The sequence below is a fragment of the Nostoc sphaeroides genome (assembly GCF_003443655.1).
GTDB lineage: Bacteria > Cyanobacteriota > Cyanobacteriia > Cyanobacteriales > Nostocaceae > Nostoc > Nostoc sphaeroides.
The window spans coordinates 792,065-808,272 of record NZ_CP031941.1 but is presented as its reverse complement, the minus strand read 5'-3'; the positions used below and the strand labels follow the sequence as shown (position 1 = coordinate 808,272).

The 16,208-nt window shown below is 41.5% G+C and carries 16 protein-coding genes; 8 read left to right on the top strand and 8 right to left on the bottom strand.

Going from position 1 to position 16,208, the window contains the following annotated elements; translation table 11 throughout:
- Positions 1-25: 25 nt before the first annotated feature.
- A complete protein-coding gene (locus tag D1367_RS03740) occupies positions 26-946 on the top strand; it encodes a methylenetetrahydrofolate reductase (protein ID WP_118163060.1) in 921 nt (306 codons plus the stop codon).
- 145 nt (positions 947-1,091) lie between these two features.
- Here the strand turns inward: D1367_RS03740 and D1367_RS03735 are convergent, their stop codons facing one another.
- The 4 genes from D1367_RS03735 to D1367_RS03720 all read right to left on the bottom strand — a co-directional run bounded on the left by D1367_RS03735 (position 1,092) and on the right by D1367_RS03720 (position 4,280).
- Positions 1,092-1,952, bottom strand: coding sequence for a class I SAM-dependent methyltransferase (locus D1367_RS03735; protein ID WP_228674645.1), 861 nt, complete (start codon positions 1,950-1,952; stop codon positions 1,092-1,094).
- Positions 1,953-2,240: 288 nt separating this feature from the next.
- Positions 2,241-2,486, bottom strand: coding sequence for a hypothetical protein (locus D1367_RS03730; protein WP_118163057.1), 246 nt, complete (start codon positions 2,484-2,486; stop codon positions 2,241-2,243).
- Positions 2,487-2,718: 232 nt separating this feature from the next.
- The gene (locus tag D1367_RS03725; protein ID WP_118163053.1) at positions 2,719-3,267 is read right to left on the bottom strand and encodes a phosphate-starvation-inducible PsiE family protein; all 549 of its coding nucleotides are present in this window, start codon (positions 3,265-3,267) and stop codon (positions 2,719-2,721) included.
- Between the two features lie 89 nt (positions 3,268-3,356).
- A complete protein-coding gene (locus tag D1367_RS03720) occupies positions 3,357-4,280 on the bottom strand; it encodes a tetratricopeptide repeat protein (RefSeq protein ID WP_118163050.1) in 924 nt (307 codons plus the stop codon).
- A 264-nt stretch (positions 4,281-4,544) separates the two neighbouring features.
- On the opposite strand from D1367_RS03720, the gene D1367_RS03715 reads away from it, so the two are divergent.
- From D1367_RS03715 to D1367_RS03705, 3 genes are all read left to right on the top strand, one after another.
- Positions 4,545-6,593, top strand: a complete 2,049-nt coding sequence (locus D1367_RS03715; protein WP_118171085.1) for an elongation factor G — start codon at positions 4,545-4,547, stop codon at positions 6,591-6,593.
- Positions 6,594-7,434: 841 nt separating this feature from the next.
- Positions 7,435-8,085 (top strand): Uma2 family endonuclease, encoded by a 651-nt coding sequence (locus tag D1367_RS03710; protein WP_118163046.1) that lies wholly within the window; start codon positions 7,435-7,437, stop codon positions 8,083-8,085.
- A gap of 113 nt (positions 8,086-8,198) precedes the next feature.
- Positions 8,199-8,591, top strand: a complete 393-nt coding sequence (locus tag D1367_RS03705; RefSeq protein ID WP_118163042.1) for a nuclease A inhibitor family protein — start codon at positions 8,199-8,201, stop codon at positions 8,589-8,591.
- An 80-nt stretch (positions 8,592-8,671) separates the two neighbouring features.
- Here the strand turns inward: D1367_RS03705 and D1367_RS03700 are convergent, their stop codons facing one another.
- Both D1367_RS03700 and D1367_RS03695 read right to left on the bottom strand, forming a co-directional pair.
- A complete protein-coding gene (locus D1367_RS03700; RefSeq protein WP_118163038.1) occupies positions 8,672-9,511 on the bottom strand; it encodes a DNA/RNA non-specific endonuclease in 840 nt (279 codons plus the stop codon).
- A 572-nt stretch (positions 9,512-10,083) separates the two neighbouring features.
- A complete protein-coding gene (locus tag D1367_RS03695) occupies positions 10,084-10,587 on the bottom strand; it encodes a DUF6174 domain-containing protein (protein ID WP_118163034.1) in 504 nt (167 codons plus the stop codon).
- A gap of 256 nt (positions 10,588-10,843) precedes the next feature.
- Between D1367_RS03695 and D1367_RS03690 the strand changes: the two genes are divergently transcribed.
- Positions 10,844-11,029, top strand: a complete 186-nt coding sequence (locus tag D1367_RS03690; RefSeq protein ID WP_118163030.1) for a transposase family protein — start codon at positions 10,844-10,846, stop codon at positions 11,027-11,029.
- Between the two features lie 98 nt (positions 11,030-11,127).
- Here D1367_RS03690 and ctpC read toward each other — a convergent pair whose 3' ends face one another.
- The gene (gene ctpC, locus D1367_RS03685) at positions 11,128-12,411 is read right to left on the bottom strand and encodes a carboxyl-terminal processing protease CtpC (protein ID WP_118163027.1); all 1,284 of its coding nucleotides are present in this window, start codon (positions 12,409-12,411) and stop codon (positions 11,128-11,130) included.
- Positions 12,412-12,725: 314 nt separating this feature from the next.
- Entirely contained in the window at positions 12,726-13,952 is a 1,227-nt protein-coding gene (ispG, locus tag D1367_RS03680) for a (E)-4-hydroxy-3-methylbut-2-enyl-diphosphate synthase (RefSeq protein ID WP_118163022.1), read from the bottom strand.
- A 607-nt stretch (positions 13,953-14,559) separates the two neighbouring features.
- Between ispG and D1367_RS03675 the strand changes: the two genes are divergently transcribed.
- The 3 genes from D1367_RS03675 to D1367_RS03665 are packed head-to-tail and all read left to right on the top strand — an operon-like array spanning position 14,560 to position 16,156.
- On the top strand, positions 14,560-14,778 hold the full coding sequence (locus D1367_RS03675; RefSeq protein ID WP_118163017.1) for a hypothetical protein: 219 nt from the start codon (positions 14,560-14,562) through the stop codon (positions 14,776-14,778).
- Complete coding sequence (locus D1367_RS03670; protein WP_118163013.1) at positions 14,775-15,059, top strand: type II toxin-antitoxin system RelE/ParE family toxin; 285 nt, start codon at positions 14,775-14,777, stop codon at positions 15,057-15,059. Before D1367_RS03675 ends, D1367_RS03670 begins: the two co-directional genes overlap by 4 nt.
- 59 nt (positions 15,060-15,118) lie before the next feature.
- Complete coding sequence (locus D1367_RS03665) at positions 15,119-16,156, top strand: cysteine hydrolase family protein (RefSeq protein ID WP_118163008.1); 1,038 nt, start codon at positions 15,119-15,121, stop codon at positions 16,154-16,156.
- The last annotated feature ends 52 nt before the right edge of the window (positions 16,157-16,208 follow it).

The following is a 16,208-nucleotide window of genomic DNA, read 5'->3' as shown; positions in this document are numbered from 1 at the left end:
TTAAGAAATTGAAATTCTTAATTTTATGCATCACACCCATAGCCCCACAGCCTTCCACAGAGCTGTCGAAGCAGGTGAATTTCTAGTTACCGCCGAGGTAGCACCGCCGAAAGGGGGAGATCCAGCGCACATGATTCAAATGGCGGCGACTCTTAAGGGAAGGGTTCATGCTGTCAATGTTACTGATGGTAGCCGCGCAGTATTACGGATGTCTTCGTTGATGGCGTCGGTGATTTTGTCACAAAACGGTATAGAGCCGATTTGTCAAATTGCTTGCCGCGATCGCAACCGCATCGGTTTACAAGCTGATTTAATGGGCGCTCATGCTTTAGGTATCCGTAACATTTTAGCTTTGACTGGCGACCCAGTAAAAGCAGGTGATCATCCAGATGCCAAAGCAGTGTTTGACTTAGAAGCGGTGCGACTGCTGCAACTGATTCGGAAGATGAATCAAGGCGTTGATTGCAACGAGAAACCTTTGACTGATGGAGCGTTAGATTTATTTGTTGGTGCAGCAGTAGATCCGCAATGTAAAAGTTGGTCGGGTTTGCAAAGTCGATTTGAACGCAAAATCGAAGCCGGAGCGCAGTTTTTTCAAAGTCAATTGATTACAGATTTTGAGCGCCTAGAAAAGTTCATGGATAACATTGCTGCTGGCTATAAAAAACCGATTTTGGCAGGAATTTTTCTGTTAAAATCGGCAAAAAATGCCCAGTTTATTAATAGATGTGTCCCGGGTGTAAATATTCCCCAACATATTATTGATAGATTGGCAAAAGCCAAAGATCCTTTTGAAGAAGGGATAAAAATTGCCGCCGAGCAAGTGCAAATAGCACGGCAATTGTGTCAAGGTGTCCACATGATGGCGGTGAAGCGAGAAGATGCGATCGCGCCAATTCTAGATTTGGCTGGGGTTGCTCCAGTTAATCAGTTGGTATCTAAGTAAAGCAGATAACTAATCTTTTATTAAAGCAGATGGGAACAGCCATCTGCTTTTTTATGGTGAAAAATGGATAATACACCCAAGCAGAGGGTGTTGCATATCTAGCTCAGGTGCCAGAAACAGGCAAGCGATCAAATCTTATATCTAATTAGGGAGCTTTGGGTTTAACGAACTTAAGGGTCATGCGATCGCTCTCTCCAATGTTGAGGAAGCGTTGCCTGTCTTTTTGACCTTGGATTAAGGTTGGAGGTAGTGTCCAAACTCCGCCCGGATAGTCCTTGGTATCTTTTGGGTTGGCGTTAATCTCTGATTTGCCTACCAATTTAAAGCCAGCTTTTTCTACAGCAGCAATTACCCCATCTTCAGACATATAGCCAGTTTTAATACTATCTTCTAAAGAAATCCCCTCAAGGGCGCGGTGTTCTTCCACTCCCAGAATACCCCCTGGCTTGAGTGCTTTGTAAGCCGCCGCATAAACCTGCTCGGCATAGCCTGCTTTAACCCAGTTGTGAATATTGCGGAAGGTAACAACTAGGTCTACAGAGTTTTCTGGGGCTAGGGTAAGCTCATTTGGCGGATTGATTTGGGCTACTTTGACCTGACCAAAAACCTCTGGATTACCTGCTAGTTTTTCTTGGAAAGCCAAAGTGGGTTTACTCGCGTCAGCCAAGTTAGTAACTATAAGTTGTCCCTTGGACGCTAGGAATGGGGCTAATATCTCGGTATACCAACCGCCCCCTGGCCACAATTCAACTACGGTCATATTTGGGCGCAGACCGAAGAATTGCAAAGTCTGGGTTGGATGGCGGTACTTGTCTCGGAGGCGATTCTGCTCTGAACGATGACTGCTGGTGAGTATGGTTTGGAGCGTGGTTGTGCTGTTGAATGTCGGTTCTTTGCTCTCGTTGGCTAGAACATTAAGGGGCATTACAGATACTGATACGAGGAAAACTAGAGTCAGGACTTTCAGTAAGCCTTGGCGGGGCCTGAGATTTTGTGCAAATTTCATAGCTGTTATTTTTACTTTCCGCTTCAGCATAGGGCAAATAGCGGCCTCATAAATGGGTGCGATGGCGTACCCGTCCGCTATAGGCATTGCTCTCTGCTTTCCCGTTTTCCTCTCTACAAGGCCCTGAACACAAACACGCTCTTTTAAACTTGCTCTTTATTAGTAAATAAGATGCATTTGCCGTTCTCTACCCTAGTATTTAATGTAATCAACAAGTGCGATCGCCTCTTTTATGTTTAGCAGAAGCGATGTCTACGACGGGCTACGCCTACGCACTTCAAACCTGGGTTACATTTTACCGTGTTGCAGCACTTGTTGTAGATGTTGGCGAATCTCTTGTACATGTTCAATATCAGATTGCCGCAATTTCTGGAACAACTCTACACAAGGCTGAGAACCTACTTGCTCTGCATCTTTGATGTAGGTATCGTAAGCTTTAACGGCTTCAGCCTTGTTGTGCAAAACGGTGACAAAATCATACTCCAAGTCGCTAATCGCTGTTTGAGACTGTCCGTTACCTGTATTTGTAGTCATTTCTTGACCCTCTTTTAGAATTTCTAATTAACTTATACTCACCCTAAAAGAGGGATTCATCTTCCAAAAAGAGTATATTTCAATACGTCGGAAGTACCTTGCAAAAGTAAGTTATACCATTTTAGATTTTAGATTTTAGATGCATCCAAGTTACTAATACAGCCCCAAGCAAAGGACTGGAGAGTAAGAAAATACTTTTTCTCCACTCCCCACTCCCCATTTTCATAACAATTTATCCAAGCGGTTGATTCTCATCACATTGACGTGAATACTGGAATTCCAACTCATTTTGCCGTTCTCTACCTCCTCTATAAACAACTGGACAAAACTTAGTATTAGCACTCATACAATCCATGTGTGGCGTTTTAGCACAGACTACGAGTAGTCCACCCAGAACAAATAACAAACCACAAATTGCAAGTGTATTAACCCAAGAAATTTCCAGCGCTCCGTGAACTACTATCTCTCGTAGTAGAGATACAATTGTCACCTCAACTGCGACTCCTACAGAGATACTATGTTCTTGCAAATAGACCATTAATAGTCGGAATAACTCGACTAAAATCAACACAAATAGTATTTTTGCAGTCACATGTTTATAGTCTAGTGGCTGCGTTATGGCGATCGCTATCCCCCACAATTGGATCAGCATGACGGCGAACAATCCCAAACACAAGACAATCACAATTAAGTCTTGAAAGGCTTCCATGTTGCGAACAATTGAGTGCCGGTCGAGCCAGCGATCGCTAAATAAAAATCGACTTTTCTGGCGCTTTTGCATGTACGTTTTATTCCAATCGGGACTAGTTCAGACAACACCAGCGAGTCAACCCAATAGTTTTATGTTATGCAATATTAAGTTTTTCCGCCTCAGCGAGGTTGGTAATTTAAATTTTGTGCTTGTTGCAACAATTGCTCGGCATTTTTCGCCCACTGAGGATTTTTCTGAGCATTATATAAATCTCTCGCAAATTGCAATACTTGCACTGCATCCCCATATTGCTGTAACTGCATAAAAACTAACCCAGCACCATAATAAGCATTGGGATAGTTAGAGTTAGCTTCAGCTGATTTTCTAAAAGCCTCTAATGCCTCTTGCAACTTGCGTTGCCCAAACAAAATTGAGCCGAGATTGTAGTAAGCTTCTGGATATTTAGGATTAATTTTTATTGCCTGATTAAAGGCATCTCTGGCTTGATCGAGTTTGCCTTGTTGGAGATAACACATCCCTATATGATAAGGAGGCTCTGGTGCATTTTTGCTATATTCTATGGCTTTTCTAAAAGATGCGATCGCTTTTTCGCAATCTCCTTGCTGTTCTCGTACCAATCCCAAGTTATAGTGGGCAAATCCCAGTTTGGGATCGAGTTCTAAGGCTCGTTGTAAATAATCGTTAGCTAACTGTAAATTATTCCCCTCTAACAATGCACCACCTAAATTAGCAAAAGCTGGCGCAAACTTAGGATCGGCTTGCGTCGCTCGATAAAATGCATCCGCAGAGGGTTGTAATTGTCCCGTTTGTCTGAATGCTAACCCTAAATTATAGTGCGCTGGTGCTAATGTCGGATCTAATTTAGCTGCTTGTTTAAAGGCGGCGATCGCATCTTGTACCCTTCCCGCCTGAATTGCCTGTAAACCTTGGTTTAACCAGTCTATAGCAGTTTTAGGATTAGATTGTGCCAGCTTTGAGGCGACAGGAGGAGATAGAGAAAGAGAGGGAGAGGAAATACTAACAATCAGCAAAGTTAAACTTACTAACCCTGCTATGCGATATTTCAAGAATGATAATGCCATTGATTTTCTGACTCGCAACAATTTCAGTTAAATTTACTTCATAAAAAATCTTTTACAAAAGTTTTTAATTAGGCATAAAAATTTGTATATATTAACTTTTCTTAAACTAAATCTTACGACACGCTACAATTTTTTTAACTTTCGATTAAAGAGAGGATAATAACAAATTAAAGAAGGGGTAATTATGACTCCAGAGAACCATTTTTTATCCCTGATAAAAACAGAATAATGCGGTTAGGAAAAACTTACCGCAAGGGAGGTTTTATGAACGAAAAAGTAAAATCAGGTTCGCGGAATGTTGCAATTGTCGGGCCTTATTTAAGTGGAAAAACCACTTTACTAGAAAGCTTGTTATTTGTCACAGGGGCAATTTCTCGCAAAGGGAGTATTAAAGACAGCAATACAGTGGGAGATAGTGCTGCCGAGTCGCGCGATCGCCAGATGAGTGTAGAAGTCAGCGCCGCTAGCACTGAGTATAACGGCATTCGCTTCACCTTTATTGACTGTCCGGGAAGTGTAGAATTTGCCCAAGAAACGTACAATGCTTTAATCGGAGTGGATGCGGCAATTGTAGTTTGCGAACCCATCCGCGAACGAGTCCTCACCCTAGCCCCTCTATTTAAATTCCTGGACGATTGGGAAATTCCCCACCTCGTCTTCGTCAACAAAATGGATCGGGCAAATATTCACGTTTTAGAAACGTTACACGCCCTGAAAGCAGTATCTAGCCGTCCTTTGGTGGCGCATCAATATCCCATCATGAACGGGGAAGAACTCACTGGCTTTATTGATATGGTGAGTGAACAAGCATATCAATATCATCCAGGCGCACCTGCTGATCCCATTCCCTTCCCCGAAAGTTTAAAAGAAGAAGAACATACAGCACGGGCAGAAATGCTCGAAGCTTTAGCAAATTTTGACGATCATTTACTCGAAGAACTTTTAGAAGACATCGAACCACCCCAAGAGGAAATCCTCAAAGATTTAAAAATGGAATTAGGGGCAGATTTGGTAGTGCCCGTTTTCTTTGGTGTAGCAGAACAAGATTATGGTGTTAGACCTCTATTAGAAGCTTTGTTACGGGAAGCCCCCGAACCAGAAACCACAGCAGAACGTCGTTTAAAAAACATAAAAGGTGATACAGCTTTAGCGCAGGTATTAAAAACTTACTACACTCCCCAAGGTGGCAAACTCTCTCTGGTGCGTGTTTGGCGGGGCAAATTAACTGATGGCATTGTCCTCAATGGCATTCGCACTGGTGGAATTTACCGCCTCATGGGACAACAACAGCAGATAGTTAACCAAGTTAGTGCTGGTGAAATTGTCGCATTGAGCCGTTTAGAAGGAATCAAGACAGGCGATACAATCTCCACAGAACAGCAGTCGGCAATCAAATTACCCAAAGCTGTAGAGTTGGAACCAGTGTATGCTCTGGCTATTACACCAGAAAAGCGCAACGATGAAGTTAAACTAAGTAGCGCTATCACCAAGTTATTAGAAGAAGACTGTTCACTTGCTTGGGAACAACACGGCGATACTCACGAAGTTATCTTGTGGGGACAAGGCGAGATTCATTTGCAAGTCGCCCTAGACAGACTGCGCCGTAAATATAACTTGCCAATGACAACCCACTTGCCGCAAGTGCCTTACAAAGAAACCATCCGCAAAACAGTGGCTTCAGTACATGGCCGCTACAAACATCAAAGCGGTGGTCACGGACAGTTTGGTGATGTTTTTCTCGAAATCAAGCCTTTACCACGCGGTACAGGTTTCAACTTTAATGAAACCATTGTCGGCGGCGTGGTTCCTAAACAGTACATCCCTGGCGTAGAAATGGGCGTGCGGGAATTTTTGACACATGGGCCTTTGGGCTTTCCAATAGTGGATTTGGCAGTAACTCTGACTAATGGTTCCTATCACAACGTTGATAGTTCCGAACAAGCCTTTAAACAAGCTGCCCGATTGGCAATGCAAACGGGAATACCCCAAGCGGAACCTACCCTATTAGAACCAATTCTGCGGGTGGATGTTACCACACCGAGCGAATTTACCTCCAAAGTGTTGCAACTGTTGAGTGGTAGACGGGGGCAAATTTTAGGCTATGAGGGTAAAAACGATTGGCCGGGCTGGGATAATGTCTCTGCATATTTGCCACAAGCAGAGATGCAAAACTTTATTGTAGAACTGCGATCGCTCACCTTGGGTGTTGGTTCCTTCCACTGGGAATATGACCATCTCCAGGAAGTACCAGAAAAACTCGCCGAACGCGTCATTCAAAGCAATGGCAATGGTAATAACGGCAACGGCAAGTAATACCAATTTGAAAAAGTAATGCGACAAATAGACCATTTGTAGAGACGCGATTCATCGCGTCTTTACCCAAGGATGTGTTGCAATCATTAATTGAATTGGTATAATTTTTGATTTTGAATCAATTGTAGAGTAGCGTAGGCAATGCCTGTCGTAGGTATCGCTTTAAGACTGAGATTCCTGACTTCTGAGAAAAGTCGGGAATCTTTTTCAATCTGTAAAAGAATTAGTAAACCGCTAATTTGTGTGAAATGATACAGCACTTCCGGCAGCTATGAGGTACATCCTCAAATCTGAAAGCTTTGATACGAGAGGGCAAGGAGAAAAACTGTATTGCATAATAGCCGGAAGCGCTGTATTAGTTTCATAAAAGCATTTGGGAATTATGTGATTAAGTATATTCGTCTTAATTACAGAGAAAAAACTGATGGGCTTTATAGTCTCTCTTTTAACTACCCTAAATTCTATGTAATCTATTGTATTTTAATAATTAGTCAGACACAATTAATTACACAATGTCATTGCGAATGGAGCGAAAGCGGAATGAAGCAATCGCAAGGGGTGGGATTGCAACTCTTAGAGACGCTCCGCTCGCAATGACTGTAAATATTTTTGTCCATCTACTTATTGGGTAACTTACATATTGGATCAATCTCAATTATGCTGAGTCTCTTATTTGAGAAGAACACACATCAATCATGTTTTATACATTATTTGCTAGTAAGGTGCGATCGCTCCTTGCTTTTTATATCTCTCGTAAAAAGCTCGATAGTTCAAAATTATTCCTTGCTACGATAGTTACATCTTAGCTTTTACAATCTAAACATGATTTCAATGGTAGGTAATGGTAACACTTCAATTACGACAATTAAGTGTTCCGCCGGGACATAGAGTAATACTCCACGATGTTAGCTGGCAAGAATTTGAAGCGATTTTAGAAGAACTTGGCGACCATCGAGCCTCTCGATTGGCTTACAGCCAAGGAACTTTGGAGATGAGAATGCCATTACCGAAGCATGAGAAAGCCAAAGTCATCATTGGTGATTTGGTAAAAATTCTGCTGGAGGAGTTAAAAATTGACTGTGAAACATTTGGCTCAACCACCTTTAAACGTGAAGATATGGCTTTTGGTGTAGAGCCTGATGATTCTTTCTACATTCAAAATCATGCTCAAATGATTGGTAAAGAGCGAATAGACTTGACGATTGATCCGCCACCCGACTTAGCAATTGAAGTTGATGTTACCTCCAAAACTCAACTGGATGCTTACCAAGCATTGCGAGTTCCTGAACTGTGGCGATATGAAGATAGTAAGCTACAAATTAATATTCTTCAGGATGGCAAATACATTGAGTCTGAAATTAGTTCTACTTTTGGCAACTTGCCCATTGTTGAAGTAATTCCCCGATTTGTCGAACAGAGCCAAACTTTAGGTAGAAGTCCAACGCTTAGAGCATTTCGTCAATGGGTAAGAAAGCAAATCATCCAAACTTAATGTAATTCTTGCTTCATCTGCGCTAAATCTCCTACCCAATGGTCGAGTTGTCCGATTCCCACCTTGCTGTTGGCTGAATGATACAGTATGAGCGTTGCTAGAAACTGATAACTATGAGCGGCGAGATTGTCGAAAAACTAAAGAAAGCTAGTACTGGCTTATTAATGATGAGCGAATCAGATTACCCTTTCGAGGTTGTTCAGTGGAAAGGTGCTGCACCTGCAACACAGGAGAAAATATTACAGCTAACAGGTTCTCAAGACCTGCCAGTAGAAGTAGTAGACTTGGACTATCTCTTTCGTAATTGTGCATTTGAGCAAGAGTGGCACAATGAATTACAGAAAAAAGATGTTAAAAAATTCCAAACACTTGTTCAGACCCTTAAAGATAATCTTAGTGACATCAGCGTTTATCGTGTTGGACAAATAAATATTGACGCTTACATCGTAGGACAAACTAAAGATGGTGACTTAACTGGAGTAGTAACAAAACTGGTTGAAACCTAGTAAGCAGGTTGGAAATTTATCTAAATAAAAGCCTAGCTATCTGTGCAGCTAGGCTTTCTCATTTCTGAAATCATCTAAACTTATAAATTGTCAATTTGCGCTTCTATTACAGACTGAATAGATGTTGAGACTTCTGAGATAAAATTGTATCCAGTTAAGGATTCTAATGAGTCAACGCTAACCCGATAGTTTCTCCAATCCTCTGTTCGCACCCCTTGCCTGTTGGGAATATTGACAGCAATGACTCTCGTGCTGGTTGTCACGCCAGCAAGGCCTAAACCTGGAGTATCCAGTACAACAATAATTTTCCAAGTTGTATTAGGAACTTGAACACGTCCATTAGCTATTGTATAGAACCTTCCTTTAGACCCGATACCGCCCATCCCATATCCACCAGATATGATGTAGAGTTCTTTACCCTGTCCTACTAAAGTTCTGGCATATTCCTCTAAGTTTGCCCAAATCCCCTGATTGTTATCTGGGGCTTGAGCAATCATATTGCTCATCAAAAATGTGGCAGAATTATTGGTAACACTACTAGTTCTGTCACCACTAGGCGTCATGTGACCACGATCAAACCCACTTCCGCTAAAATCGGTAGATTGAACTTGATAGCACCCAGAAGGAAGTGTTGTATCAGCCCGAAAATTATCTTGCCTTGATGTGCTACCTAACCAACTACTATTCAACTGCCAAGACACCCAATTTGCTCTACCTATTGAGCAGTTGTAACCAATTACATACTGTGGTTTTACCAGCAAGTAGTTATTTAGGTTGGAAGTTTCAGCGTTGCTGGGGTTACCAAGGGTTAGGTGAACACTTACTGATGACTGGGCTGGTACGATCTTTGCCAACCCAATTATGAATAAAACTACTACCACAAATGGCAGCAGAAACTTGAAAATCTTGATTTTTTTCACGTTTTTGTACTTTTGATTGCAAAAACAGTGTCCGAGTTATTCACTTCAATATCAAGCATCCACTGATACAAAACTAAAGATTTTTGTAATGGTAAATATGTAGTGACACCATAGCCGGAAATCTTGATTGGGCAAGAGTTAACAATCAACAAATCATTACTTTACCACTACATTGGTGACAAGCAATGTCTACGATGATCACTGAAGCTCACTCGTTCGCGGAGCGTCTCGTAGAGAAGTGCGGGCTATTCGGCGTCGCTTAAAATTTCGCATCCCCACACCAAGATTTATACATCTAATCAGCAATACCAATCTTTTTTCTTAGAGGAAATTTAATTATGCGAAAAATGAAGGCGATTCGCACAGCAGCACATAGAAACTTTAATCCCAGCAGTTAATAGAACTCTTGCAAAACTCAAAAAATCAGGAATGTCATTTTGAGCGGAACTCAGGGGAGAGAAAATTTTCACCAGATGTTTCGCTCCGCTCAAGATAACAATTTAAGCATTTATGCAAGATTAAGGTAAGTATACCTATTGCCTTAATCTCTAATTTTCTGTTTGCAGTGGCAGCTATTTAATTACCTTAAAATTCTCAATGGTGAGATATCTTTCTTCATCAGCTATCTGACTGCTGTAATCGATATCAATTTGGGTTGGATAGCCGTATTGAGGATTGTACCGCACATTCAGGCTGAAGGCCTTACGTTTTATAGCATCTTGAATCACATCAAACAGTTTAGGAATTGTGTTGTAATTTTGAAAGTATTCTTTAACATCTTTACCTGTAGCTACAGAAGTGATAGAACTTGTTTGACCATTACGTACTTTAATTACTACTGGCCCCCTAGCATCGCCTATACAAAAGCAACTATTGCTCAAAGTATAGTCATAGTTGGAAATATTTTTCTGATTCCAGAAATTGCGATTAAATTCTAATCGCTTTTCTGCTCGCTTTAGGTTCAAGTTACTCTTCGCTGGCGATTGTGCTATCTCTATGGGAGATTTGGACATTACTGGTAGGTTCAGTCCGAAAGATAGCAATAACCCGACACTGATAATGATAGGTAAACGCATATCAATCCCTTGAAGTTTAAAAGTATTATATATGTATTATAGATATTAATTTATCTATTTATTTAAGTTCACTTTATATTTTTATTAAAATTCATTAGTGGGTAGCCAAGGGCAAATAGCAAATTTATGGCTGTAAGGGACTGGTTGGTGGGTGTAGCCTATAGCTAAATCAGATCCGATGTAATCGCATACACGCGAGAATATTTTCTATATGCCGTAGAATCTTTACTGTAAAAAACAAATATTTATTTAAAGTATGAATGAATCACAAACTTGGTATATTATCAAGCGTTCTGTAGGTAATTGCGAAATTGTCCCCAGCGACAAAGTTGGCGACGATAATGTAGAGATTATAGAACAGTGGGGGCCTTTTAGTTCGCAAGAAGAAGCGATCGCTCGTCGTGTCGGGCTTATTAGGGCTGGAAAGTGCCAACCAGTTTAAGACGCGATTAATCGCGTCTGTACAGGAGTTAGGAGTTCACAATGATGGTTTTTATTCCTAACTCCTCACTATTCACTCCTAACTTTATTCCCCACTCTTCATTTTTCTGCTGTGGCTGCGCCCTTAGCGGCAATTTTTTTACCTATTACGTCTACTGCTTTAGCGAATTGGGGATCTGCTAAAGTAGCGAGTTTGTCGCGTTCATGGAGCCATAACTCCTCCATCTGGGCTTTACTCAAATCTACCTTTACATCTGGACTAATACCTTTATGATTAATATCTGTACCGTTGGGGGTATAGTAATGAGCAATTGTTACCGCCAATCCTGAGCCATCTTCCAGGGGACGCACCGATTGCACTAGTCCCTTACCAAAGGTTTGAGTACCAACCAAAGTAGCACGCTTGTTGTCCTGCAAAGCCCCTGAGAGGATTTCACTTGCACTGGCTGAACCTTTATCTACCAGTACTACCAAAGGTTTATTTGTCAAGGCGCGTCCGTTTGCCTCTTCTTTGTCTGCCTCTCCTTGGCGTTCAACAGTGGAGACAATCTTACCTTTATCTATCCACATCCGGGCAATGTCTACACTGGAGAAGAGTAAGCCACCTGGATTACCACGCAGATCCAGAATATATCCAGCTACCTTTTTGCTTTCTAAATCTTTGATAGCGGTTTGCATTTCTTTACCAGCATTGGCGCTGAACTGGTTCAGGCGAATGTAGCCAAGATTACCTGCTGGAGTTTTCTTTTGGGAATATTTAACTGGATGAATTTCAATCCGCGCCCGTTTGATATCAAACTGTTTTGTCTGACCGTCACGCTGAATCGTTAACCTGACTTGCGATCCTGCTTCACCTCTAATCATGGATACTGCCTGATTAGTATCCATCCCTTTAGTATTTTTGCCGTCGATTTTGATGATGATATCTTTCGCTAAAACACCAGCTTTAAAAGCTGGTGTATCTTCGATTGGCGCAATTACAACCAATTGCTTGGTTTTTTCATCCTGACTGATTGTGATCCCAATACCTGTCAATTCTCCAGAGGTATCCACTTGCATATTCTTGAATTCTCCTGGATCCATAAACCGGGTGTATGGGTCTTCTAGCTTTTTGAGCATTTCCCGAATGGACTTATACGCTTCCTGCGGATTACTGTAGGACTTGCTCAAGTATTCTTTACGAACAGCCTGCCAATCTACTTGATTAAAAGTACCGTCTACATATTGGCGTTGAACAATTTGCCAAACTTCATCTACTAATTCTTTGGGACTTGCTTTAAATAAAGCCTGACCTCGGGAATGAATGCCAAGGCTAGTAACAGCGATCGTGGAGAGTGTCACTGCCGTAGCACCCAAAACAAGCCTACTTTTTGTAATCACCATAATGACAGCTGCGTCAGAGGGAAAATATATAGTCAGTATGCTCAATCTAACACAGCCTACTACTGTACAGACCGAGTATGTATCCCTAATTTAAATAAAATACTTGACAATCCGGCGAACTTGATGGTTTGTACAAAATTTTGGGGAGTGGGGAGTGGGGAGTGGGGAGTGGGGAGTGGGGAGTGGAGAGTGGGAATGAGGAATCGGGATTGGGCAAAGGAGGCAGGAGGCAGAAGTTTTTGAATTTTGAATTTTGAATTTTGAATTGATTTCTCCCCCACTCCCTACTCCCTATTCCCCACTCCCCCAACCCCTTACGGTTCTACCCAGCGTTCATCTCCCTTAATCAGGTTAATTAATTCCTCTACACCTTTATCTTCTGGGACTTTTTTAATTTCCTCTCTGCCACGATACAGAGAAATGTAACCAGGTGTTTTGCCAACATAACCATAGTCGGCATCTGCCATTTCTCCGGGGCCATTGACAATACAACCCATAACCGCTATGTCAAGACCAGTTAAGTGTTTAGTGGCTTCCCGAACTTTATGCAGCACTTCCTCTAGGTTAAACAAAGTGCGTCCACAGGAAGGACAAGCGACGTATTCCACCATCGTTTTTCGCAATCCCAAAGCTTGGAGAATGCTATAACAGACGGGAATTTCTTTTTCTGGTGCTTCTGTAAGTGAGACGCGAATTGTATCGCCAATGCCGTCAGCAAGTAAGGTAGCAATACCAGCCGTGGATTTAATTCGCCCATATTCGCCATCACCAGCTTCTGTAACGCCTAAATGTAGCGGATAATCCATACCCAGTTCATCCATACGCTTGGCTATCAGGCGATAGGCGGCTAACATCACGGGTACTCGTGAGGCTTTCATAGAAATTACCAAGTTGCGGAAATCCAAAGATTCACAGATGCGAATGAATTCTATGGCAGATTCCACCATGCCTTCTGGGGTGTCACCGTAGGTAAATAGCATCCTCTCAGCGAGGGAACCGTGATTTACCCCAATTCGCATCGATTTACCTTGATCGCGCAAAGAAACTACCAGAGGTTCTAAAGTTTCGCGGATTTTATCGCCAATTTCGTCAAATTCGGCTTTAGTATACTCAGTTCGATTGACGTTGGGCTTTTCAAAGACATATAACCCCGGATTAATCCGCACTTTTTCTATGTGCTTGGAGACTTCCACGGCGATTTTTAGTCCGTTGTGATGGACATCAGCCACAATGGGCACGTCTTGGTAAGTTTTTATTAATTTTTGTTTAATTTCTGCTAAAGCTTTAGCATGAGCCATACTCGGCACTGTGACACGGACAATTTCGCAGCCTATTTCGTGCAGACGACGAATACCAGCCACGGAACCGTCAATATCAAGGGTGTCTTCGTTAATCATTGACTGCACTACAACGGGGTAGCCACCGCCAATGGTGACATTTCCCACCTTTACGGGACGGGTTTTACGCCGCTTGATAGTTGTATCAAAGGTAGGTTGGCTGGATGTAGTATTTGAAGTATCTACTATGGGCAGAGTTTGCATAACCTGATTAGGTAAATTTGCTGTCGCTAAAATATCAGATTTAATAAATCTCTGTTTCCCAGATTGCCACAGCTAGTGGCTCTTTTGAACGATTAATATAGAAAAAAATGGAAAATAACACAGGCAAAGAAATAAAGAGCAATTCAAAGGTTTTGCTCATTTATAAAGATATATTACTGAAAAATTATTTTAACTGAGTAGCTTGAGTAGCGATCGCGCAGGGTTCAGCGGGAGCATCCCAATGCAAGCCAAAAGCTACAGGACTGACACAAAAACCCTGTACAAACCTCTTTCCTTGGCGCTCTTGGCGTCCTTGGCGGTTCGTTATTTCATTATTGTTCTAAGCCAAAATCCCGTATAAAAATAAACTTGCACATTTGGGATGCTCCCGGTTCAGCAGGAAAGCTTAAGGAAGCGATCGCTCTTTCACTGAGTTATAAATACTACTACCTTGGCAAACATTGTAATCGAGTTCATAGTAAGGACTTTAGTCCTAAAAAAAGGACTGAAGTCCTTACTACAAACATTAATACAAATATACTATTGAGTAAACAGATTACACACACCAGCAGCTAAATTAGACTTATCACTAAATTCTTTTACACCCATGCTAGAAAAAACATCTACATTCCAGAAAGCCATAGAAGCGGTAGAAGCATTAGATCCAGAAGCTCAGGCTATTCTTGTAGATATTATCCAAAAGCGCCTCAAACAACAGCGACGGGATGACTTATTAAAAGAAATCGCGCAAGCAGAGAGTGATTATGCTCAAGGGAATGTCCGGCGTGGTTCAGTTGCAGATTTGATGGCGGAGTTAGACGAGTGAAAAATTTGGTTTGGAGTCCGACTTTTGTTCGTGCTTTTAAGCGTCTAGTCAAGAAAAATCCTGAGTTACGTTCTCAAATTGAGCAAGTATTAGAACAAATCGCTGAAAACCCATTTCAACTCAGTTTACGTAGTCACAAGCTAAAAGGTGATTCATTGGGCAGATACTCATGTTCAATTGATTATCGTAATCGGATTTTATTTAAAATTGTTACAAATCCTGAATCAGGAGAGGAAGAAATTTTGTTGCTAACTTTAGGTTCGCATGATGAGGTTTACTAAGTAAGGCATTATATTTAACTGAGGCAAGTTTAATAATTACAACATAAGTGCAGAATTATATGAATACCCAAGCAACAACCCAACTACCAATTCCCCGGCATTTTAACTCCAATAAGGTAGGAGAAGTCTGGCGCGTACCTTACCAAGAATGTGCAGCAACAGGCGAAACATGGGCACAAAAGCACGACATCAAACCAGCATCTTTAGATAAAAGCCGGATTTGCTTACTATTAATTGATGTCCAAAACACCTTCTGCATCCCTGGATTTGAATTATTTGTAGGTGGAAAATCTGGGAATGGGGCTGTGGATGATAACGTCAGATTGTGTGAATTTATATATCGGAATTTGGGAGTAATTACAAAAATTGTACCCACCCTGGACACCCACACAGCAACACAAATCTTCCATCCTATCTTTTGGGTAAACGCTGCGGGAGAACATCCTACTCCAGCAGCTACTAACATTACCCCAAAAGACATCGAACAAGGTATCTGGAAAGTTAACCCAGCAGTTGCTGACAGTGTTACTAATGGGGATTATGAATTATTAGAAAAACATACTTACCATTACATTAAGCAACTAAGTCAAGACGGTAAATATCCCCTGACAGTTTGGCCTTATCATTCGATGTTGGGTGGTATTGGTCATGCTTTAGTTTCGTCAGTAGAAGAAGCGATATTTTTCCACGGCATTGCTCGTCAGAGTCAGACGCAATTTGAACTTAAAGGTGAAAATCCCTTAACAGAAAACTATTCCATTTTGCGTCCAGAGGTGTTGGAAGATTTTGAGCAACGTCCACTTGCTCTAAAAAACACGCGCCTGATTAAACAACTTTTAGAATATGATGCAGTAATTATTGGTGGTCAAGCTAAAAGTCATTGCGTCGCTTGGACAATTGAAGATTTATTAACAGAAATTAAACAGGTAGATGCCACCCTTGCTCAAAAAATCTATTTGCTAGAAGATTCTACTTCGCCTGTTGTTGTTCCCGGTGTTGTGGACTACACAGAACAGGCAGATGCAGCATTTGCAAGATTTGCAGAGGCAGGAATGCACATTATAAAATCTAGCGAAAATATAGCATCCTTTATTTAACGCAAAGGATCGCAAAAGTTTCGCAGAGGAACACAGAGATTTCCTTTGCGTT

Excerpts from the sequence above, each read along its gene's own strand:
- D1367_RS03740 (WP_118163060.1), top strand. The coding sequence starts at position 26 with ATGCATCACACCCATAGCCCCACAGCCTTCCACAGAGCTGTCGAAGCA.
- D1367_RS03735 (WP_228674645.1), bottom strand. The coding sequence starts at position 1,952 with ATGAAATTTGCACAAAATCTCAGGCCCCGCCAAGGCTTACTGAAAGTC.
- D1367_RS03730 (WP_118163057.1), bottom strand. The coding sequence starts at position 2,486 with ATGACTACAAATACAGGTAACGGACAGTCTCAAACAGCGATTAGCGAC.
- D1367_RS03725 (WP_118163053.1), bottom strand. The coding sequence starts at position 3,267 with ATGCAAAAGCGCCAGAAAAGTCGATTTTTATTTAGCGATCGCTGGCTC.
- D1367_RS03720 (WP_118163050.1), bottom strand. The coding sequence starts at position 4,280 with ATGGCATTATCATTCTTGAAATATCGCATAGCAGGGTTAGTAAGTTTA.
- D1367_RS03715 (WP_118171085.1), top strand. The coding sequence starts at position 4,545 with ATGAACGAAAAAGTAAAATCAGGTTCGCGGAATGTTGCAATTGTCGGG.
- D1367_RS03710 (WP_118163046.1), top strand. The coding sequence starts at position 7,435 with ATGGTAACACTTCAATTACGACAATTAAGTGTTCCGCCGGGACATAGA.
- D1367_RS03705 (WP_118163042.1), top strand. The coding sequence starts at position 8,199 with ATGAGCGGCGAGATTGTCGAAAAACTAAAGAAAGCTAGTACTGGCTTA.
- D1367_RS03695 (WP_118163034.1), bottom strand. The coding sequence starts at position 10,587 with ATGCGTTTACCTATCATTATCAGTGTCGGGTTATTGCTATCTTTCGGA.
- D1367_RS03690 (WP_118163030.1), top strand. The coding sequence starts at position 10,844 with ATGAATGAATCACAAACTTGGTATATTATCAAGCGTTCTGTAGGTAAT.
- ctpC (WP_118163027.1), bottom strand. The coding sequence starts at position 12,411 with ATGGTGATTACAAAAAGTAGGCTTGTTTTGGGTGCTACGGCAGTGACA.
- ispG (WP_118163022.1), bottom strand. The coding sequence starts at position 13,952 with ATGCAAACTCTGCCCATAGTAGATACTTCAAATACTACATCCAGCCAA.
- D1367_RS03675 (WP_118163017.1), top strand. The coding sequence starts at position 14,560 with ATGCTAGAAAAAACATCTACATTCCAGAAAGCCATAGAAGCGGTAGAA.
- D1367_RS03665 (WP_118163008.1), top strand. The coding sequence starts at position 15,119 with ATGAATACCCAAGCAACAACCCAACTACCAATTCCCCGGCATTTTAAC.